The 20,287-nt window shown below is 45.4% G+C and carries 16 protein-coding genes; 6 read left to right on the top strand and 10 right to left on the bottom strand.

Annotated elements, in window-relative coordinates:
* Positions 1–86: 86 nt before the first annotated feature.
* Together cydD and cydC are read left to right on the top strand one after the other, a co-directional pair.
* Positions 87–1,874: a heme ABC transporter permease/ATP-binding protein CydD gene (gene cydD, locus L9Q39_RS06620; RefSeq protein ID WP_237484308.1), complete on the top strand. Its 1,788-nt coding sequence runs from the start codon at positions 87–89 to the stop codon at positions 1,872–1,874.
* Positions 1,867–3,588 carry a heme ABC transporter ATP-binding protein/permease CydC gene (cydC, locus tag L9Q39_RS06615; RefSeq protein ID WP_237484307.1) on the top strand — a complete coding sequence of 574 codons (1,722 nt, stop codon included), beginning with the start codon at positions 1,867–1,869 and terminating at the stop codon, positions 3,586–3,588. The genes cydD and cydC overlap by 8 nt, the downstream gene beginning before the upstream one ends.
* 118 nt (positions 3,589–3,706) lie before the next feature.
* On the opposite strand, the gene serC is transcribed toward cydC, so the two are convergent.
* Positions 3,707–4,801 (bottom strand): 3-phosphoserine/phosphohydroxythreonine transaminase, encoded by a 1,095-nt coding sequence (serC, locus tag L9Q39_RS06610; protein ID WP_237484306.1) that lies wholly within the window; start codon positions 4,799–4,801, stop codon positions 3,707–3,709.
* 171 nt (positions 4,802–4,972) lie between these two features.
* On the bottom strand, positions 4,973–6,241 hold the full coding sequence (locus L9Q39_RS06605) for a DUF945 family protein (RefSeq protein ID WP_237484305.1): 1,269 nt from the start codon (positions 6,239–6,241) through the stop codon (positions 4,973–4,975).
* Positions 6,242–6,388: 147 nt separating this feature from the next.
* Between L9Q39_RS06605 and L9Q39_RS06600 the strand changes: the two genes are divergently transcribed.
* From L9Q39_RS06600 to L9Q39_RS06590, 3 genes are all read left to right on the top strand, one after another.
* Positions 6,389–8,341 (top strand): ATP-binding protein, encoded by a 1,953-nt coding sequence (locus L9Q39_RS06600; RefSeq protein ID WP_237484304.1) that lies wholly within the window; start codon positions 6,389–6,391, stop codon positions 8,339–8,341.
* A gap of 11 nt (positions 8,342–8,352) precedes the next feature.
* Positions 8,353–8,853, top strand: coding sequence for a response regulator (locus tag L9Q39_RS06595; RefSeq protein ID WP_237485520.1), 501 nt, complete (start codon positions 8,353–8,355; stop codon positions 8,851–8,853).
* 173 nt (positions 8,854–9,026) lie between these two features.
* On the top strand, positions 9,027–9,569 hold the full coding sequence (locus L9Q39_RS06590) for a hypothetical protein (protein WP_237484303.1): 543 nt from the start codon (positions 9,027–9,029) through the stop codon (positions 9,567–9,569).
* Between the two features lie 110 nt (positions 9,570–9,679).
* Here the strand turns inward: L9Q39_RS06590 and codA are convergent, their stop codons facing one another.
* The 8 genes from codA to L9Q39_RS06550 form a co-directional block, all read right to left on the bottom strand.
* Positions 9,680–10,939: a cytosine deaminase gene (codA, locus tag L9Q39_RS06585; RefSeq protein WP_237484302.1), complete on the bottom strand. Its 1,260-nt coding sequence runs from the start codon at positions 10,937–10,939 to the stop codon at positions 9,680–9,682.
* Between the two features lie 22 nt (positions 10,940–10,961).
* Positions 10,962–12,107, bottom strand: coding sequence for a PucR family transcriptional regulator (locus L9Q39_RS06580; protein WP_237484301.1), 1,146 nt, complete (start codon positions 12,105–12,107; stop codon positions 10,962–10,964).
* 1 nt (position 12,108) lies between these two features.
* Positions 12,109–13,365, bottom strand: coding sequence for a cytosine permease (codB, locus tag L9Q39_RS06575; RefSeq protein ID WP_237484300.1), 1,257 nt, complete (start codon positions 13,363–13,365; stop codon positions 12,109–12,111).
* Between the two features lie 257 nt (positions 13,366–13,622).
* The gene (gene eutC, locus L9Q39_RS06570) at positions 13,623–14,525 is read right to left on the bottom strand and encodes an ethanolamine ammonia-lyase subunit EutC (RefSeq protein WP_237484299.1); all 903 of its coding nucleotides are present in this window, start codon (positions 14,523–14,525) and stop codon (positions 13,623–13,625) included.
* A gap of 3 nt (positions 14,526–14,528) precedes the next feature.
* Positions 14,529–15,929, bottom strand: coding sequence for an ethanolamine ammonia-lyase subunit EutB (locus L9Q39_RS06565; protein ID WP_237484298.1), 1,401 nt, complete (start codon positions 15,927–15,929; stop codon positions 14,529–14,531).
* Positions 15,930–16,043: 114 nt separating this feature from the next.
* Positions 16,044–17,084 carry a TRAP transporter substrate-binding protein gene (locus L9Q39_RS06560; protein ID WP_237484297.1) on the bottom strand — a complete coding sequence of 347 codons (1,041 nt, stop codon included), beginning with the start codon at positions 17,082–17,084 and terminating at the stop codon, positions 16,044–16,046.
* 80 nt (positions 17,085–17,164) lie between these two features.
* Entirely contained in the window at positions 17,165–18,487 is a 1,323-nt protein-coding gene (locus L9Q39_RS06555; RefSeq protein ID WP_237484296.1) for a TRAP transporter large permease, read from the bottom strand.
* Complete coding sequence (locus L9Q39_RS06550; protein ID WP_237484295.1) at positions 18,484–18,927, bottom strand: TRAP transporter small permease subunit; 444 nt, start codon at positions 18,925–18,927, stop codon at positions 18,484–18,486. Before L9Q39_RS06550 ends, L9Q39_RS06555 begins: the two co-directional genes overlap by 4 nt.
* A 244-nt stretch (positions 18,928–19,171) precedes the next feature.
* Between L9Q39_RS06550 and L9Q39_RS06545 the strand changes: the two genes are divergently transcribed.
* The gene (locus tag L9Q39_RS06545) at positions 19,172–20,185 is read left to right on the top strand and encodes a helix-turn-helix domain-containing protein (RefSeq protein ID WP_237484294.1); all 1,014 of its coding nucleotides are present in this window, start codon (positions 19,172–19,174) and stop codon (positions 20,183–20,185) included.
* The last annotated feature ends 102 nt before the right edge of the window (positions 20,186–20,287 follow it).

Here is a 20,287-nt window from a genome sequence, read left to right as displayed (position 1 = left end):
GTTGTTTTTTGTATAATGCCCCATCATTCTAATAATTAGTCACTCGTTTTCTCTAGTGACAAACAATCAAGTAGCCTTCATAGTCCATGGATAAGAAAAAACAGCGTAGTTTGAATAAATGGCTGCGGTCTCAAAGCAAGTTAGCAAAACGCTGGCTGTTGGCGACCGTCGGTCTTGGTGTTGTATCGAGCCTGCTTTTGTTAGCCCAAGCTGGTTTTCTCGCCTCCATTTTGCATCAACTGATCATTGACCAAGTGGATAAATATACCCTCGTACCACAGTTTGTTGGACTCGCGGGCACAATTGCCCTGCGCGCGCTATGTGCTTGGGCACGCGAAATCGCGGGTTTTAAGTGCGGCGAACAAGTTCGACTTTATATTCGACAACTGATTCTCGATAAGCTCAACCAATTAGGTCCCGCTTATATCAAAGGCAAACCTGCGGGAACATGGGCAACCTTGGTGCTAGAGCAAGTGGAAGATATGCAGGATTTTTTCTCCAAATACCTGCCACAAATGTCATTGTCGGTGTTAATCCCATTCATTATTTTAGTGGTGGTTTTTCCGCTCAACTGGGCTGCTGGGCTGATTTTTCTTGTTACCGCCCCACTCGTCCCTATGTTTATGGCGTTAGTCGGTCTTAAAGCAGCCGATGCAAATAGTAAAAACTTTAAAGCGTTACAAAGGCTGTCCGGTCATTTCTATGATCGCCTGCAATCAATGACAACCTTACGACTGTTCAACCGAGTTGAATCAGAAACTCAAGTGCTACAAGGCGCTTCTGAGGTATTCCGTAAGCGCACCATGGATGTTTTACGGCTGGCTTTTTTATCGTCTGCGGTTCTTGAGTTTTTTACCTCCATCTCCATCGCCATTACCGCCGTCTACTTTGGCTTTAGTTTTATTGGCGAACTCAACTTTGGTCACTATGGTGGGCAGGTCACGCTCTTTACCGGTCTGTTCATTCTGATTCTTGCCCCTGAGTTCTACCAACCTTTGCGAGATCTTGGCACTTTTTATCATGCCAAAGCTCAAGCGGTAGGCGCTGCTGAAAATATCGTTGAGTTCCTTAATACGGAAGCCAGTGAGCTACCATCCGGTGAGCAACGAGTTGAACATCCCGACGTTATCACCATCAAAGCAAGCCAACTCGAAGTGTTTAGTGTCGAAGGAAAGCGTCTGGTTGGTCCTATCGATTTTGAACTGAGCGCCGGTCAAACCACCGCCCTCGTTGGTCCAAGCGGTGCAGGTAAAACCACCTTGGTTAACGCTATTTTAGGATTTCTGCCCTATCAAGGCTCATTGCAAATCAATGGCGTCGAATTGAAACAGTTAAAGCAAACCTCTTGGCGCAAATGTATTAGTTGGGTCGGTCAAAATCCGCTATTAGTGCACGGTTCGATCCGTGACAACGTCAAGCTTGGTGATCCCAACATCAGTGATGACAGCATAGAGCAAGCTTTACAGCGCTCTTATGCTGCGGAATTCATCGACCTTCATGGTTTGGATTACATGATTAGTGACCGTTCATCGGGCATTTCTGTCGGTCAGGCGCAGCGTATTGCCCTTGCCCGCGCCATGGTGCAAAACGGCAGTTTTTGGTTGCTTGACGAGCCGACAGCCAGCTTAGATGCCAACAGTGAGAAATTGGTCAACCAAGGTATTGAACACAGTATTGAAGGCAAGACCACGCTGACCATCACTCACCAACTCGCTTACCTAAAACAGGTCAGTAATATTATTGTGTTAGCGAATGGAAAGATTGTGGAGTCCGGTAATTATCAAGCGCTCGCGTCACAATCGGGACTATTTAGCCAGATGCTCGATGCGCATCAAACTTCTCTTCAGCAACAGCGAGGCGATCTCGATGCGTGATTTACTCCCTTATCTCAAACTGTACAAAAAGCATTGGTTCGGTCTCTCACTCGGCATATGGCTCGCGTTGGCCACCCTGTTGGCGTCTATTGGCTTGTTAACCCTATCAGGTTGGTTCTTGTCTGCTGCCGCGGTTGCAGGACTGACTATCGCCAGAGAAACCTTTAACTATATGTTACCCGGTGCGGGTGTGCGTGGCGCTGCTATGGCGCGAACTGCCGGTCGCTGGGGAGAACGAGTCGTCAGCCATGATGCTACTTTTAAGCTGCTTACCGATCTGCGTTTGTTCTTCTTTAAACGTTTAGCACCGCTAATCCCCAGCGCTAAGTTAAATATCCGTGATGCCGATATGCTGAACCGTTTGGTGGCTGATGTAGACGCGATGGACCATGTCTACTTGCGACTGATCAGCCCTATTGTTTCCGGTTTGCTGGCTATTCTTTGCTTAACGGGAGTGTTGGTTTGGTTTGATACCACACTCGGTTTAACACTCGGTGGCGCTTTAATTGTCATTCTATTGATTTGGCCAGTGATCTTTTATCGCTTAGGCGCAAACAATGGTGAACAACTGACGTATAACAAGTCAGCCCTTCGAGTGAAAGCGCTTGATTGGTTACAAGGCTATAGTGAACTCACTCTGTTTGGTGCCGAGTCGCGTTATCGTCAAGCGGTTTTGGAAGCGCAACAAAAACTGGTCACCAACCAACTGCATAACGCTAAGGTATCGGGGTTAGCTCAAGGGTTGTTGATGCTGGCAAACGGCTGGCTATTGGTTTGTATCTTATGGCTGGCAGCCGATGGCGTCGGCGGCAATGCGCCCGATCCACTGATTGCGCTTATGGCTTTCGCTGCTCTTGCCAGCGTTGAGTTATTGATGCCTATCGCTGGGGCTTTTCAATATCTGGGGCAAACCTTGACCTCTGCTAAGCGACTGAACGAAGTTATTCTGTCCGAGCCAGACGTTACTTTCCCTGAACAAGGCGTCGAGCATAGCCAAGCATACAGTATTCACATTGATCAGGCGTCGTTTTGCTATCCGAACAGTGATAACTTCGCCGTGAAACAGCTTTGCATTGATCTGCCTGCAGGTAAGAAACTCGCTGTCTTGGGGCAAACGGGATCAGGTAAATCTACCCTATTGCAACTGCTGGTGCGCCACTGGGATTTGACCCAAGGTAACATTCAGATTGCGGGAGCCGATCTACGTCAATGGAGTGAAGCGCAACTAAGACAAGCGATTTGTGTGGTGAGCCAAAAAGTCGATGTGCTCAACGGCAGCTTACGCGATAACCTGACGATTGCCTCACCCGATGCCAAAGAGACCGAACTCATGGTGGCGCTGAATAAAGTCGGCTTAGACACCCTGCTAGAAGGACAAGGGTTGGATGCATGGCTAGGCGACGGTGGTCGCCAATTATCTGGCGGCGAAAAGCGTCGCATTGGTATTGCGCGCGCTTTACTTCACGATGCCCCTATCCTGCTGCTTGATGAGCCGACCGAGGGACTGGATAAGCAGACGGAGCAACAGATTATGAATATTCTTGAGCAACACTTTGAGAATAAAACGGTGCTGTTTATCACTCACCGCCTAGTCAACCTGCATAAGTTTGATGCGATCTGTTTGCTTGAACAAGGTGAAATCGTTGAATACGGTAGCCACTCTAGTTTGATTGCTCAGCAAGGGCGTTACTGTGAGCTAAACCAGACGCTTTAGACAAATGCTTTAGAGGTGCCTATTCAGCCCACTTGAACTTGCACTAAATAATCTTGCACTAAATAACAGAGCCCGCATAAAGCGGGCTCTGTTTTATTAATTGTTACGTCAGCGCAGATTATGCGTGTTGTGCTTCAAACTGCTTCATAAAGCTCACAAGAGCCTGAACCCCTTCCAGTGGCATAGCATTGTAGATTGAAGCTCTCATTCCACCGACCGCTTTGTGACCTTTAAGCGCACGTAAACCTGCTTCATCGGCTTGCGATAAGAACAGTGAATCTAATTCTGGTTTGGCGAGTTGGAACGGAACATTCATCAACGAACGGTTGTCCGAGTGAACGTTATTACGGTAGAAAGGCGACGCGTCAATATAGTCATAAAGCAGTGCCGCTTTTTCACGGTTCACTTTCTCAATCGCCTGAACGCCACCCTGAGCTTTAAGCCACTGGAATACTAAACCCGATAGATACCAAGCAAACGTCGGTGGCGTGTTATACATTGAATCACGCTCAGCAAGCAGTTTGTAGCTAAGTACACTTGGCAGTATCTCACTGGCAAGATCGAGTAAATCATCACGTACAATCGCGATACCGATACCCGCCGGACCAATATTCTTTTGGGCACCCGCATAGATCACGCCAAATTTCGACACATCAATCTCGCGCGATAGAATCGTCGATGACATATCGGCGACAATTGGCAATTCCGTTTCTGGTAGGTCGTTGATTTCGATACCATCAATCGTTTCATTTGGGCAGAAGTGAACATAAGCAGAATCGCTATCGATCGTCCATTCAGAGGCAGGAATGACTGCGAGTTTACCGTCACGTTCAATCGTGGCTTCAACCACTTGAGGTTGACAGTATTTTTTCGCTTCACTTACTGCGCTTTGCGCCCAATAGCCAGCATCGACATAGGTCGCTTTGGTTTTGCCACCCAGCAGGTTCATCGGAACCGCGGCAAATTGCGCTCTGGCACCGCCTTGGGTAAACAACACTTTATAGTTATCTGGGATATTCAGCAGATCCCTTAGGTCTTGCTCTGCCTGTGCGGCAACCTGAACAAACTCTTTGCTGCGATGGCTGATTTCCATCACGGATGTCCCCAAATTATTCCAGTCAACTAACTCGGATTGCGCCTTTTCTAATACCGCACGTGGCAAGCCTGCTGGTCCAGCACTGAAATTAAATACATTGGGTGAAATCGATTCCATGACCTCAATACTCCTGATAGACAAAATTAAATTAACTATGCAGTAATACCATGTTTTTATACATATAAAAAGCAACAAAAGAGGCGTTTCCGCCTCTTTTGTTTTTTCATCATCAATGGTGAGTCATTCTAAACACTAGCCAAGGGCCATTTGTTTATCAATGACAATCCATTACCGTTGCATCATCACCGAGTAAAACAGTGCCACCAGCGGTATCTTTTGACCATTAGAGAACACTAACTCGCCTTGCTCGACATTAGCGTTAAGCTGATATCCCTTCTCGTCTTGAGTCACTATGTTCATTAAGGCTAGCTCATCCAAACCCATCGCAATGGTTGGATTGACTTGTGTCATATCTTCGCTCACTGACGCATTAAGAGCGCCCGTCAATGCAGGGATGACTGAGTCTGGATTTTGCACCACATTATCTGTTCCTTCCGGTACAGAGAGTAGAAGATTAGAGCGGAACTGCTCACCTTGAATATCAAAGTCCACATGACCCAGTGACACTTCGAAACCACGTGAAAAAAGTTGGTTAATCAGAGGAATGATCTGATTCACGTCGATATCTTCTGCCAATAAACCAGAATTGTTCAGATTAGAAAAACCTTCAAAGACTTCTCGATCTAGGTGGTTCATAGCAAAATTAACGTGCAATTTTTGAACGCCTGGATTGTCAGGATAGATGAAATTATCAACGAGAAACGTTTGATCTACATTGATTCTATCTTGTTCCTTTTCGTAGTCAGACTGGAAACGGTATGACGCGTTTTCAACCATGACTACCGGGGTTCGATTATCATCAAGAATTTCCATGTTCGCCATAGAAAGCTTCTGCTCACCCAACCACAAACCTAGCTCTTTTTTACCGTTGGCGGTCAACGCCACGTCACTAAGATTCATCTGCTCACCGTTATCAAAGTCGATTTGTACCGATGGCACCAGTGAATCAAGTAAAAACTCGCCTAGCACGGTAATTCGACCCGTTGCCTTAGAAGGCGATAAGGATATTTTGACATTTTCCTGATCGCTACTTTGATAGTTCCAACTGTCCAACGTTAAGGTAAAGTCGGTATTGCCGTTAAGTTGTGTCGTTGTTTGCAACAGCAGCGGTAACTCCGGCAGAGTGCTTAAAACAGAATCCGCTGACAGGCTCAATAGACCATGGCTGACATCGCTGTCGACAATCAGTTCAGCAGGAATATTGTCCATCGCTAGTTGCTCTGCCAACGCTGGATCGGAAATGCGGTAGCGAGTCTGTACTTTCGAGGACAAATAACTACGCTCGTAGCTGACAATCTCGGCATCAATGATTGGGTTTTCAAGATTAGCCACGCCATCTTCAATCACTTTCTGACCAATATGACCAACAGCAAGAGGCCAACATAATACTAGAGCAACCGCGCCACCAATGGCGCCCATCTTCTTTAATTGATTCATATATCTATCTACTTCTTTGTTATAGCCAACAGTGTTTCCCAGTCTAACTCAAGTTGATTCGATCGCCAATGTCATACCTACTTCTCATAACTTCATGCTTGTTATTGATATATTGAGGTTAATATAAATCGTGTTGGCTTGTAGACTATGACTCATTTACACAAATACGCCATCCTCTGTATGGAGAGCGATCTGGTCAATCTCGATATTCTTGATACCGAGCTATCGCTTTATCAGCCCCTATTCGACGTTCATTTGGTGACCTCCGTCACCGAGGCTCAAGATTTAGTTGAGTCACTTGGGCGCAAACAACACCAGCTCGCGCTTGTTATTGCCAGACAGCACAGCCAGTTAAATGGGGAGCAATTTTTAATTCACCTCGAGCAGTCTCATCACGCTCAAAGCGCCAGAAAGATCTTACTTAGTAACACCAGCTCTGATGACATTCATGCCATTGTTAACGCGATTAACCAAGGTCGACTTGATCACTGCTTGCGCTTACCTCTCTCTGATAAAGAGCTGCATGCTACAGTGACGAAAGAGCTAACCCACTACGTTATTCATCATGAGAAACAACATCTGCTTTCTTATGGGCGCATCTTAGATCAGCAAAAAATCTTAAGAGCGCATATCGAAAATAAAATGCACTCCTACCGCGCCAGTTTCATTCACGATTTTCATGAGCTGACTGATGAGCAACTGGCAACGCAAGTCATTGAGGCGCTTCAAGAGTTTTTCGCCGCCGGTGATGAAAGTCGCGCGATACGAAGTTATTCTCCAAACCATCTTCTGACTTCAGAAGGGGGAGCTAACCAGTTTTTATGGTTTATTGTTGAGGGTGAAGTCGCTCTATATAAAACGGATGAATTGGGGCAGAAGCGTGAGGTAATACGACACGGCAAAGGCGGTATTGTTGGCGGTATGTCTTTCGTTACCGGAGAGTGCTCTTTCTCTACCGCAAAGACGCTCACTAAAACCGATGTGATTAAGCTCGATAGAAACGTGTTTACCAAGGTTATGCATAGTAATACCGACTTATTACCCTTATTCACTAACCTGCTATTGCGCCATTTTAATCGCCGTTTACAACGTAGTATCAATACCAAGCTTGAGCTGCAAAAAACCATCGATTCATTGGAATCTGCCCATAATCACCTTATCGAACAAGAAAAAATGGCAATGCTTGGTCAACTGATTGCGGGTGTGGCTCATGAGTTAAATAACCCAGTATCCGCGATACTGCGAGGTGCAGAACGCTTGTCGGCAGCCATTGATACGATTTTCCAATCCTTGCCCCACTCCTCTCAGTTTCAACTGGGGTTAGACATCATGCAGCAGTCACAGCAATCTCAGCCTCTATCGACTTCTGAGCTGCGACAAAGGACAAAAGTCTTACAAGCACAACTTGAAGATCGCCGTTTGGCTAAACGTTTAGTGAATCTCAATTTGCAAGATCATAGTGAAATGTTGACACAGGCACACACCAATCCAACCGTTTGTGGGGAACAACTCCATCAACTTGAGCAATTTCAAATTACTGGCAGCACGTTGCGCTCAGTTCAAGTGTGCGCGCAGCGCATTGCCGATATGGTGAAAAGCTTAAAGGGGTATTCTCGCCCAGATAATGAGTCATTTGAACGCGTCGATCTGCATGAGGGTATTGAAGATACATTGGTCATCTTTGAAAATCGGCTAAAACACTATCAACTGATTAAAGAATATAGCTCGCTACCTTTCACGCTAAGCAAACCTCATTCACTGCAGCAAGTTTGGACTAATTTGGTCTCTAACGCGTTGGATGCCATGCCTCACGGTGGGCAATTAACTCTGCGTAGCTATGCCAAAACCGTCGCTGAGATTGACTATAACGTTTATGAATTTTCTGATACGGGTTCAGGCATTGCCCCCGAGCAACTCGATCAAATATTTGAGTTAAACTTTACCACCAAAAAACAAGGCAATTTTGGACTGGGAATTGGTCTATCTGTGTGCCAACAAATCGTTACCCAGCATCAAGGCTGGATTGAAGTAGAGTCTATCCCCAATCAATTTACCAAGATGTCAGTCTATATCCCGATTGACCCGACGACCATGGATTAAGGAGAGTCATGATGCCAAGCTACCTGATTATATGTATTGATGATGAACGTGTCGTACTGGACTCTGTTGTCGATGACTTAGCCGAACTGGACTCTTATTTCATCATTGAAGCCGCCGAATCGGCGGAGGAAGCCAGACAAGTCATCGAAGAGAAAACGTCGCAAGAGGTGCAACTGGCTCTCGTGGTCTGTGATCAAATTATGCCACAGCAACATGGGGTGGATTTCCTTATCGAACTGCATGATAACCCGAAGTATCAAGCAAGCAAAAAGATCCTACTCACCGGTCAAGCGAGTCATCAAGACACGATTGAAGCCGTCAATCATGCCTGCCTTGACTACTATATTAGCAAGCCGTGGGATCAATCAGAGCTTTACCAAGTTGTCCGTCAACAGCTAACAAACTATATGATTGAAACCCATGCTGACCTCGCCCCTTGGACACAAATTCTCGATACCGAAGCGATTCTCAATGCGATGGCGAAACAACGAATTGAGTTCGGTGATGGTTAAAAATCACCAAAAGTGTAAAAATTTGGGAAATTTCCCCCATTTACAACACTTTTTGTTGGTGAAATTACAAGATTTTCGATTATGATACTGACCAACTATTGTTGCTATAAGCTCCCCGTATTCGGCGCTTATAGCCAAAGGAATACATTTAAATTAAAAGGTTTAAACACACTATGCGCAAAACTCTTTTAGCGGCGTTAATCGTTTTGACATCGCAACAGGCAGTTGCAAACCAAGACCAACGTGTCACCATGAGCAACTTTAACTACGACTATGTTGAAGCTCGCATCGGCGCAAGTCCTCTGACTTTCGGTGCTGCGTTTAGTACATCCGTTCACCCGAACGCGCACTTCATCGCTAGTGCAGACTCAAAATTTGAAGGTGACTTCGATTTTACTGGTGGTTTTGGCTTTCATGCTCCAATAAACAACTGGGCAGATATCACCGGTGAAATGCTTGCGCACATCACTGACAATGGTAACCACCATAAAACCGATACTGGTATGGAAGTGAACATTGGTATTCGCCAGTGGTTAGGTCCACAGTTTGAAGTAGGCGGTGAAACGGGTTATTTGAGCGTTGGCGATCTTGACCAGTGGATGGGAAGTGTTTACGGTCGTTTCCACTCAACAGAGCTATTCTCTCTTGGTGTAGAAGCTCGCTTCAACCACATCTATGACGAGCAGCTCATGTTTACTGCGCGCTTCGCATTCTAAGCTTATTAGTAATCGCTTTAAACTAACTGCAATAATTCGCAAAATACCCCATAGTGAAAGGTTCACTATGGGGTATTTTTATAATAAAACTGTTTTGGTAATGGGACTGCTTATTTACCTGTGATGATATCTATACACTCACGCAGTTCAGCCGGTTTCCTTTCGATTAACACTTCTCCCTTTCGTACTGACCACAGCACCTCACCCTGCTTTTGAATCACCTCAACATCATTACCACCTTGTAAAATGATAAAGTTGGCAGGTTTTCCACACTCTATTCCGTATTCACTTTCAATATGAAGCGCTTTAGCGCCATTGTCAGTAATCAAATCCAAGGCGTCTTGTAGGTCCTCGTAGCCCATCATGTGACAACAATGAAGCCCGCTATCCAGAACACGCAGCAGTTTACCATTACCTAACGAATACCATGGATCTTGAATAGAGTCTTGAGCAAAACAGATGTTCATCCCTGCATCACGGATCTCTTTTACTCGAGTAATGCCTCGAATTTTTGGATAGGAATCAAAGCGCCCTTGCAAGTGAATACTCTCTGTTGGGCAGGAAATAAAATTGATCTTTGAGCGTTTTAGTAAGCGAAAAAGTTTATAGCAATAAGCGTTGTTATAAGAAGCCATGGCGGTGGTATGACTTGCCGTCACACGTTCACCTATGCCCTTTTCTAACGCTCGAGTTGCCAGTGTCTCTAAAAAACGTGAGGCACCATCATCTATTTCATCACAATGTACATCGACCAACTTATGATATTTCTCCGCTAGATCGATAATGAAGTTCAACGAATCAACACCATATTCTCTAGTGTACTCAAAGTGAGGAATGCCACCAATAACGTCAGCCCCCATCTCCATGGCTTGCTCTAGCAGAGCTTTACCATTCGGAAAGGATAAAATGCCCTCTTGAGGAAACGCAACGATTTGCAACTCTATGTAGGGTGCGAGGACAGAATCTCGCAACTCAATCATCGCTTTTAATGCCGTTAAATCCGGATCGGTAATATCCACATGGGTACGCACATATTGGATACCATTTTCTACCAACATTTGGACCGTCTTGATCACACGGTGTTGAACGTCATCATTCGTTAACATCGGCTTTCGCTCGGCCCAACGCTCAATCCCTTCAAACAGTGTCCCGCTCATATTCCAATTAGGTTCGCCTGCTGTCATTGCCGCATCAAGATGAATATGAGGTTCAACAAAGGGGGAACAGACCAAATTGCCTGTGGCATCAATGTCACTATCTCCACCATGATAATAATCATCTTGCTTGCTGATGTTTGAAAACAGACCATCACGACACTCAATGGTGTAATAGCCCTCCTCGCCACGAAGTCTAGCGTTTACAACTCGCATCTTAAGCTCTCCTTGTGATGTTCTAATTATTGAAAAATCTTTGTGCCACCAGTGCAACTTGAATACTCAGTCTTTGATGCGCATTGCTAAGATCTTTTCCTGTTAACGCTTCAAATTTATCTAAGCGTTTTGTCAGTGTATTTCTATGAATTTCAAGTTCGCTGGCGGTTTGCCGGAGCGAACAAAGATTGTCGAAATAGCACAGCACTGTCTGCTGCAACATTTCTATCTGCTCATCTTCATTTAACCTAAACACCTCTCCCAACTGCTGTTGGCAAAAGTGGTCAAGTACTTGTTTATCTTCAACTTGAGTAAATAGCTGAGCGATACCTAATTCATCGTAATGCATCACGCCATCACTTTGAGCAAAGTCTATGCTCTGCTTGGCTTTGCGCACCGCGTGGGGAAATTCCATCAAATTGGATAGACTACACACCCCAACCTTAGCGATGACTTGTTGTACCTTAAGTTCGGTGATTAAATCACGCCATTGCGCAATTTCAGAACCTCGCTGATTAGCAAGAGGCAGTATCGCTAGCCAACCATGTTGATATTCAACCAACGGAAAAGGGGAATGCTGCCCCTGAATAAACTGTTCAATAAGATAATGTACTTTTACCGATTGCTGAGGCTGTTGGTTTTGTAATCGCAAAAACGCCACTGAATACGGTTGGTTTAAACACAAACCCAACTCGGTTGCTTTCTCCATATCAACCTCTGACACCCTTGGACAATCCGCTAAGTATTGGATAAACCATTTAATCGACTTATGTTCCAAGTCATCCATAATAATGGCGTTGGAGATTAATTCAGTAACGGTGACCATAGGTAAAGAATATGGCTGTTCGATCAGAGGAATGCCTAAAGCATCAGCATGTTGTTTTACTTTAGCTGATATCGATGAAATATACGGAGAGCCCGTTAAGATCACCAAGCCACTGATCGAACATTTTAAGCCTCGGTTAAGAAGCTCAATAAAATCAGCTTCTAACCAGTCCCAGTTTAAGCCCGTGACAAAGACCAACTCACCGCCTTTGGTCCAAGGCTCAATATCTAAGTTTTCTGCGATATAAGGCCAGCGGATAACATTATCCTTACCCTGATGACCCGCAATTCGATTCAATGCATCAAGACCCTGTAGTTGGGCTAAAGAATCGATTTTTATCATATTAAGCAGCCTCTAGCCTTTCTGACTTTGCCGAAGCGACGAAAAGTAAATAGCTATACGTAAGGCTAGAAACCACAATCCCGACGAGTGGTGCTACCCACGGAGACATATAAGCGCAAGCCGAACCAATAACATAGGCGACAATACCTATCTTGTTGTATTTTGGTAGCTCAACTTGGTCAAGACTCGGCATACTGCCACGATATCTTACAAAGTACTCTGTCATTATGATGGCGCCAATCGGTGGGATAAAAGTACCGAGCAAAATCAAGAATGGGATCAGCATGTTATACATACCCGCAATGGCCATCACAGTACCTAACCCAGCACCAACCCACGTAACTAAGCGACGCTTATCCGTTCGCAATAGGTTACAACCCGCGGCGGCAAAGTTATAAATGGTGTTATCTTGAGTAGTCCAAATATTGGTGAAGAGCATCAATACCGCAGCGAGCATAAAACCCTGAGACACCAGCACATCAACGATATCTGCCTGTTGATAAATGGAGGCACCAAATGCGCCAACAAACACCATCAACCCATTGCCGATAAAAAAGGCAGCAAGTGTGGTGAATACCGCGATTTTGCCACTGCTTGCAAAGCGACTCCAGTTGGTTGCTTGAGTACCGCCACTGACAAACGTGCCAAATACCATAGTGATTGCTGCCGCCACCGGCATAGACTCTGTTGGTTCTATTGCCACAAGTTGTGATAAGCCACCGACATCGACGAGTCCTTTATAAAAGCTCAATCCGATAAAGAAAAGCATGGCAGGTACGGAATACTTTGAGAGTAATTCTAGCGCCTTATAGCCAATGGATGCCGTAATACAAAAACTAAACCCAAACACCACCATCAAGGGAACGGCCCATGACTCTGGCAGATCAAGGAGTTTGACAAGTATCAAGGCAATCGTCGCTGTACCCCAGGCATACCAACCTATTTGAGTAAACCCTAAGATAAAATCAGACAATTTACTGCCGTAAGTACCAAAACTGTAACGACCCAGTAAAACCGTATTAAGACCTGTTTTTGACGCAACGTACGCAAGACCAGCCGAATAGGCGCCAAGTAGCAAATTACCAACAAAGATAATGCCTAACATCTCATAAAACGTAAAAGCACTACCAAGCGTACCACCCGCCCACATCGTTGATGTAAAAAAGGTAAAACCCAATAGGACCGACATCATCGACCACAATCCTTTGCGCTGGTCATTCGGCACTGCGCTCAGTGGGAAATCACTAGTTTGACTCATAGCTATTCATCCTTAAATTTATAAACCTAGGTGTGAGGTTACAACTCGTGTGCCAAATCTATTCAGACACAGAAATAAGCAGTAATTGAGCCATAAGCACAACCACGACTTAAATTTATGTACCACCTGCACACTAGGTAAATTTTGACGGAAAATAGATCATGAGAAAGGAGGGAAAATGCCCTAATTTGGGTATCAAAGGATCACTTTGGTGCGACTAAGTCGCATAACTTAAACAACCAAAGCTCACAATGTGTTTAATCGTTTTTGACGACCAAAAAGCTCTGCGTTTCACCGTTATCGACGGTATCCAAAGCAGGTTCTGTCTCAGAACGGTCTTTAAGTCCAACGCCAGAAAGCTGAAGTTTTAACGACTCACTAAGCAGGTAGTAGGCTTTATCCGCCGCCTCTGAGTAGCCAAAGCCTTCTGGGCGAATATTTGAGATGCAGTTGCGCTGAGAATCCTTACACCCTCTTTTGGGATCCCAGGTCAGGTAAATTCCCATACTATCGGGAGAGGTTAAACCGGGTCTTTCGCCAATAAAAATTAATGTGACTTTCGCTTTAAGTGCCTCGCCAATGTCATCGCCAGACGCCACTCGTGCTTGGGTTGCCAGCGTTAGCGGCGCTATCGACCAATCATAAGTTTCATCATTGTCCAGTCGCACTAGCAATTGCTCTAACACTGGCATCGCGTGCTTTTGAATTGCGGATGAAGAAAGACCATCGGCAATCACTATCGCTAAATCATAAACAAGCCCCGTTTTGGCTTGGAAATTGGTTAAAGCTTCAATATCTTCGTCTGCGATTTGACGTCCCAGATCGGGGCGCTGTAAATAGAGCATCCGATCATTCGCTTTACTATTGACAACAAATGGTTGGCTGTTTGGGATTCCAGTTAACGTTGGCGACTGGTGATACTGTTCCAAAAGTAGCGGAATATCTAAAGCGGTATGCACGGCGTCAATCGCCTTAGCGTGGTCTAATTGAAAGCTCAGTGACTCGTGGGTTGGAATACTGTTTCCAGCCCGTCCTAAAGCGATACGAGCCGAGGTTAACGACTTAAGCTGTTGCCAAGGACTCTCTATTACCAATTCATCTGAGCGATGGTTGTTCTCTAACTGATCACTTTGTCGCTCGTTATTGGGCTGCTTCCCCATGTATTATTCTCCCGCCATAAGAGACAAACTGTGACTAAACGGCTTTGCAAGCGTTGGACTCAGTTTGACTTGATCGACGTCTTGAAAAATTCCCATCTCAGAAAGCCAACGTTCAAATTCGGGAGCCGGTTTCAATCCCAACACTTTACGAGCGTAGAGTGCATCGTGGAAAGATGTGGTTTGGTAATTGAGCATAATGTCATCCGAACCCGGGATCCCCATAATAAACGAACATCCCGCAACGCCTAACAGAGTAAGCAGATTATCCATGTCGTTCTGGTCGGCATAAGCGTGGTTGGTATAGCAAATATCACAGCCCATCGGCAAGCCGAGCAGCTTGCCACAAAAATGATCCTCCAACCCGGCGCGAATAATTTGTTTGCCATCAAACAGATATTCGGGACCAATAAAGCCAACCACCGTATTCACTAATAAAGGATCAAACTGTCTCGCTACGGCATAGGCTCTCGCCTCACAGGTTTGCTGGTCAACACCAAAATAAGCGTCTGAAGAGAGCGCCGTGCCCTGCCCGGTCTCGAAATACATCAGGTTGTTGCCGACCGTTCCTCGCTGAAGAGACAGTGCCGCGTCTTGAGCTTCTTGCAAAATGTTTAAATTGACACCAAAGGTGTCATTGGTGCCTTGTGTCCCTCCAACGGATTGAAACACCAAATCAACAGGCGCGCCTTTTTCTATGGCTTCAATCGTATTCGTGACATGAGTGAGTACACAAGATTGGGTCGGTATTTGATAGTGCTGAATCACTTCGTCGAGCATAGAAAGCAGCTTAATAGTTTGCGGAACATTGTCGGTTGCTGGATTGATTCCAATGACCGCATCGCCATTCCCATACATAAGACCATCAAAAATGGTCGCTGCAATGCCATCAATCGAATCTGTGGGATGATTTGGCTGTAATCGGGTTGAAAAGCGTTTCTCTAAACCTATAGTGTTGCGAAACTGGGTGATAACTCGGCACTTTTGCGCCACCATAATCAGGTCTTGGTTACGCATAATTTTACTGACCGCAGCCACCATTTCCGGAGTTAGCCCACGGGACAATTGACTCAAGGTCTGTTCATTCGCCGCCTCACTTAATAACCAGTTGCGAAAGTCACCCACCGTCATATGAGAAACGGTTTTAAAAGCATCGCTATCGTGAGTGTCGATAATTAGCCGGGTGATTTCATCCGACTCGTAAGGAATCACCACTTCGTTAAGAAATGTGGTTAAAGGCAGGTCCGCTAGCGTCATTTGCGCAATGACTCGTTCTTCTGCATTTGCGGCACAAACGCCGGCTAGTGCATCGCCTGAGCGCTCTGGTGTAGCTTTCGCCATTAACTCAGTGAGTGAATGAAATAGATAAACTTTATCACCCTGTTGCCAACGGTATCTTGCTGTCATAACCATCCTTTCCATTGTTGACATAAGCCCATTAGTGACAGCGTCACCAATGGGCTTAACGCTTTAGCGATAACGAAATGTTAGCCATAACGAAACGCTGGCTGTAACGATAGACTAGCTGTAACGATATGGACGCCCTGCTTTCTCCATATCTGCGTTGTATTTCTTAAATATCTCTACAACTTTAGCCTTAGTTGGCGATTCTTTGGCGATCTCATCCCAGAATTTATGTGCATCGGCTTCTACCTGAGCCCACTCTTCATCCGGAATGGAGGTGAGTTCCATCTCTGTGCCATCAACACGCAGTTTTGCCTCGCCCCCCCAATACCACCATTGACGGTAGTAGTGAGACGTATCCATACAGATTTTCAACAGCTCTTTAAGATGATCAGGAAGTTCGTTGTATCGATCCATGTTGGCAAAGAACGAGCCAATCCACGCCCCTGAAATGTTATTAGTCAAAAAGTAGTTCGTCACTTTTGACCAGCCAACGGTGTAGTCTTCTGTGATTCCTGACCAAGCGATGCCATCAAGTTCACCTGTTTGCAGCGCCACTTCAACATCTTCCCAAGGAATCGAAACAGGTATAACGCCAAACTTAGCCATAAATCGACCCGCGGTCGGGAATGTAAACACTCTCAAACCTTTCAGATCGTTAAGGCTATTGATCGGCTTTTTCGTCGCAAAATGGCATGGATCCCAAGCACCTGCGGAAATATGTTTCACACCCACCTTGGCGTACTCTTCCTTCCAGATTTCGTCCAAACCGTATTGATGGAATAGAACTGGCACATCCAGCGAGTAACGGCTACCAAATGGGAAGTAACCCCCAAAGGTGGTGACTTCGGTTGGTGACGCCATAGAGTCATCATCCGATTGTACTGCGTCAATAATGCCCTTCTGCATCGCGCGGAACAGTTCTCCCGTCGGAACCAATTGGTCAGCAAAATAGAGCTCTATCTGCATTTCTTCGCCAGCAATACGATTAAACGCTTCAATCGCAGGTTTAACTACATGCTCGGCTAATGCCGGTCCCGCATAGGTCTGCATACGCCATTTAATTTTTGGTGATGCTGCAAAGGTTTTCGCAGGGGCTAACATTGTGCCTGCGGTGATTGCCGCCGCGCCGGTTAAAAACTTACGTCTTGAGTTCATATATCCCTCCATTGGATTGTCGTTGCGGCGCATCTCGCCCGCGAAAGTAAAAATCTAGTTATACACAGTATTTCAAACAGTTAACTGCCATAGACGTACTCGGGTAGCCACAACGCAAGCTGTGGGAACAGCATAATAAGGACTAACGAAAGCACCATAATGGCGACAAATGGACCGATTGAATTGTAGATATCACGTAAGGTGATTTCTGGCGGCGCCATCGCTCGCATAAGAAACAGGTTGTAACCGAACGGCGGCGTCATGTAAGCGATTTGGCAAGTGATGGTGTAAAGCACGCCATACCAAATCAGGTCGAATCCCAGCGCATTGACTAATGGGACATACAAAGGAGCAACAATCACCAGCATGGCGGTGTCATCCAAAAACGTGCCCATAACAAGAAATGAAAGCTGCATCAGAATCAAAATCGTCCAAGGACTTAAGCCGAGTTGTTCTGTAAATAGATCGGCAATCGCTCTTACCGCGCCTAACCCATCGAACACAGCACCAAACCCTAAAGCCGCGAGAATAATCCACATAAACATGCAAGAGATAGCGAGCGTATTTCGCAATGAGTTTTCAAACACTTGCTTGGTCATACGTCGCTTTAAGATAGCCGCCAATAATGCCGACATAGCACCAATGGCAGAACTCTCCACTAAACTCGTCCAGCCGTTGACAAACGGCACCATCATGACCGCAAAAATTCCAAGAGGTAATAACCCTGCCGCTAATAGTTTCATTTTTTCAGCCTGCGAAACCTGACGTTCCTCTAAGGGCAAAACTGGACCTAACTGAGGATTGAGTCGGCAACGAACCACAATATAGATGATAAACAGCGTTGCCATTACCAAACCGGGAACCACCCCTGCTAACCATAATTGTCCGACCGGTTGACGGGCGATCATTGCATACAACACCAACACCACTGACGGGGGCACCAGAATCCCCAATGATGAGCCAGCCTGAACCACTCCGGTGACCATCTTTTTATCGTATCCTCGCTTTAGTAGCTCAGGCAGAGCGATGGTTGCGCCTATCGCCATGCCCGCGACTGACAACCCATTCATGGCTGATACCAATACCATCAGCGCAATCGTACCGATTGCCAATCCACCGGGCATGGGGCCCATCCAGACGTGGAACATCTTGTATAAATCATCGGCAATCTTGGATTCCGAAAGTATGTATCCCATAAAAATAAACATCGGTAGCGTCAACATGGGATACCAATTCATCAGCTTCATCGCGGCGGTAAAGGGCAACTCCACCCCACCGGTATCCCACAATAAGATAGCGGCGATTGAAGCGACTGCTCCGATAGCAGCAAATACTCGCTGACCCGTTGCCATCAGCAACGCCATCATTGAGAACATCATTGTTGCGATCATGCTATAACTCATCGAATCTCCACTCCTCGAATCACTGCGATATCTTTAAATAATTGCGAAATTGCTTGTAACAGCATCATGATAAAACCGACACACATCACCGCTTTGATCGGCCAAAGCAGAGGACGCCATGCCGTGCGACTTCGCTGACTGTATTCCAATGAATACGACATGCTTTCTAAGCCACCGTAAAGTAGAACTAATAAGAAAAAAATCAGGAAGAAGATGGTGAAAACGTCAACCCATGCTCGGGTCTTCACCGACCAACGACCATAGAACAAGTCCATTCGAACGTTGGCATTAAGTTGAATTGCATACGCGCCACCAAGAATGTAATACGCCACCATCGCGAACTGGGCCGATTCCAGTGTCCATAGTGACGGCATAAAAAATGTTTTCGAGATAGAGGACCACAACAGCACTCCGACAATGATGAAAATTCCATAAGTCATTATGCGGCCGACAAAATAATTGAACCTATCTACATACTTTATGTAAGCAACGATAAAAGCAGGCATTGTTTATCCTTTCGTCAGTTGGTTCGTTTTTTGCTCAATAACAAATAAACAGTGATAAAAGACTCAATGCCAGAACTGTTCCTTTGTGATATCGAAATTTGGCAAAGACAACAAATTACAATAAAACAAAGAGTTATATAGATTTTCGCACCCTAATGACGCAGAAGTAACACAGAGAATGCAACGGATAGCACAAGATAACGATACCGATAATGAACCAAGGCTGTGCAGTATTTACTCTAATGATGCAAACTATCAGGCGAGTAATCTTACTGACTGGGATCAAGAGTTTGACCAAATTAGCGATGGTTACTTTCTAGGTTCAATCGATGAGATTCATTTTGAAGGGGTTCATGTTTTTAAGGAAACCACCAACCGCAGTTTGCGGCAGCAGTGTCGTGTTAATAATCCGGGGATTTGGCTTGGATTCAGTAGTGATAATAAAAGTTGTCTTATCAATAATAGAGCGGCTCCGAGTGATCAGTTCCTCTGTATGCCAAGCGGGCAAGACTTCGAACTGCTTACGCCCGATCATTTCTCTATTTTCGGCATCGTGTTAAACCAACAACAACTGTCCGAGGCAGTGGGTGATGATATCGACCTTACATCTAACCACGATGAATTATGGCTTAATCACCTCTGCCCGACCCGACTGATGGACTTTCGAAACTACCTCACGGCATTGTTAAGCGCTCAACACCCTGCATGGAGTTGCCATACTCATGAAGTGATCCTTCGCGACGCGGTGTTTGATTTACTTTATCAAAGTAAGCTGAGTGGTTCTAACGACACCATTCCAGCCCAGCGTCAGAGAGTTATTGCTCGCATCAAAGAGTATTTGAATGACGCTCAGTTGCAGTCACCGATCACCATTACTGATATTTGTCAGGCGGTGCATGTAAGTCGCCGCAGCCTACAAGACGTGTTTAACGCTTGCTTTGGTATTTCACCTAAACGCTACATTCATATGTTACGCCTAAACCAAGTCAGGCGTGCGCTATTACAGAGTTCGAACAACAATACGGTCGCTGATATTGCGTTTAACTTCGGTTTTTTTCATCTGGGACAATTTAGCCAAGATTACAAACGGTTATTTGGTGAATGTCCAAGTGATACCGCGAAGCGTCAACGTGTGAATAGTGAACAACCCATTTCCTCATCATCGAAAGAGATTGTTGATGTCACTTTGTAGCCAAAAATTAAAAATCCGATAAGCCATCAATTCATGCTTATCGGATTGGTCATCGCTGATATAGGCACATAACACTACATCACTTCTTCATTTCATCTCGGC

The organism is Vibrio hippocampi, assembly GCF_921292975.1.
Lineage (GTDB): Bacteria > Pseudomonadota > Gammaproteobacteria > Enterobacterales > Vibrionaceae > Vibrio > Vibrio hippocampi.
This window is presented reverse-complemented; position numbering and strand designations above follow the sequence as displayed.

Bases quoted from the DNA above. Each gene is read 5' to 3' on its own strand.
- L9Q39_RS06565 (WP_237484298.1), bottom strand. From the start codon at position 15,929: ATGACAGCAAGATACCGTTGGCAACAGGGTGATAAAGTTTATCTATTT.
- cydC (WP_237484307.1), top strand. From the start codon at position 1,867: ATGCGTGATTTACTCCCTTATCTCAAACTGTACAAAAAGCATTGGTTC.
- serC (WP_237484306.1), bottom strand. From the start codon at position 4,801: ATGGAATCGATTTCACCCAATGTATTTAATTTCAGTGCTGGACCAGCA.
- L9Q39_RS06580 (WP_237484301.1), bottom strand. From the start codon at position 12,107: ATGATAAAAATCGATTCTTTAGCCCAACTACAGGGTCTTGATGCATTG.
- L9Q39_RS06550 (WP_237484295.1), bottom strand. From the start codon at position 18,927: ATGACTTATGGAATTTTCATCATTGTCGGAGTGCTGTTGTGGTCCTCT.
- L9Q39_RS06555 (WP_237484296.1), bottom strand. From the start codon at position 18,487: ATGAGTTATAGCATGATCGCAACAATGATGTTCTCAATGATGGCGTTG.
- L9Q39_RS06600 (WP_237484304.1), top strand. From the start codon at position 6,389: ATGACTCATTTACACAAATACGCCATCCTCTGTATGGAGAGCGATCTG.
- L9Q39_RS06595 (WP_237485520.1), top strand. From the start codon at position 8,353: ATGCCAAGCTACCTGATTATATGTATTGATGATGAACGTGTCGTACTG.
- L9Q39_RS06560 (WP_237484297.1), bottom strand. From the start codon at position 17,084: ATGAACTCAAGACGTAAGTTTTTAACCGGCGCGGCGGCAATCACCGCA.
- L9Q39_RS06545 (WP_237484294.1), top strand. From the start codon at position 19,172: ATGCAACGGATAGCACAAGATAACGATACCGATAATGAACCAAGGCTG.
- L9Q39_RS06605 (WP_237484305.1), bottom strand. From the start codon at position 6,241: ATGAATCAATTAAAGAAGATGGGCGCCATTGGTGGCGCGGTTGCTCTA.
- codA (WP_237484302.1), bottom strand. From the start codon at position 10,939: ATGCGAGTTGTAAACGCTAGACTTCGTGGCGAGGAGGGCTATTACACC.
- eutC (WP_237484299.1), bottom strand. From the start codon at position 14,525: ATGGGGAAGCAGCCCAATAACGAGCGACAAAGTGATCAGTTAGAGAAC.
- codB (WP_237484300.1), bottom strand. From the start codon at position 13,365: ATGAGTCAAACTAGTGATTTCCCACTGAGCGCAGTGCCGAATGACCAG.
- cydD (WP_237484308.1), top strand. From the start codon at position 87: ATGGATAAGAAAAAACAGCGTAGTTTGAATAAATGGCTGCGGTCTCAA.
- L9Q39_RS06590 (WP_237484303.1), top strand. From the start codon at position 9,027: ATGCGCAAAACTCTTTTAGCGGCGTTAATCGTTTTGACATCGCAACAG.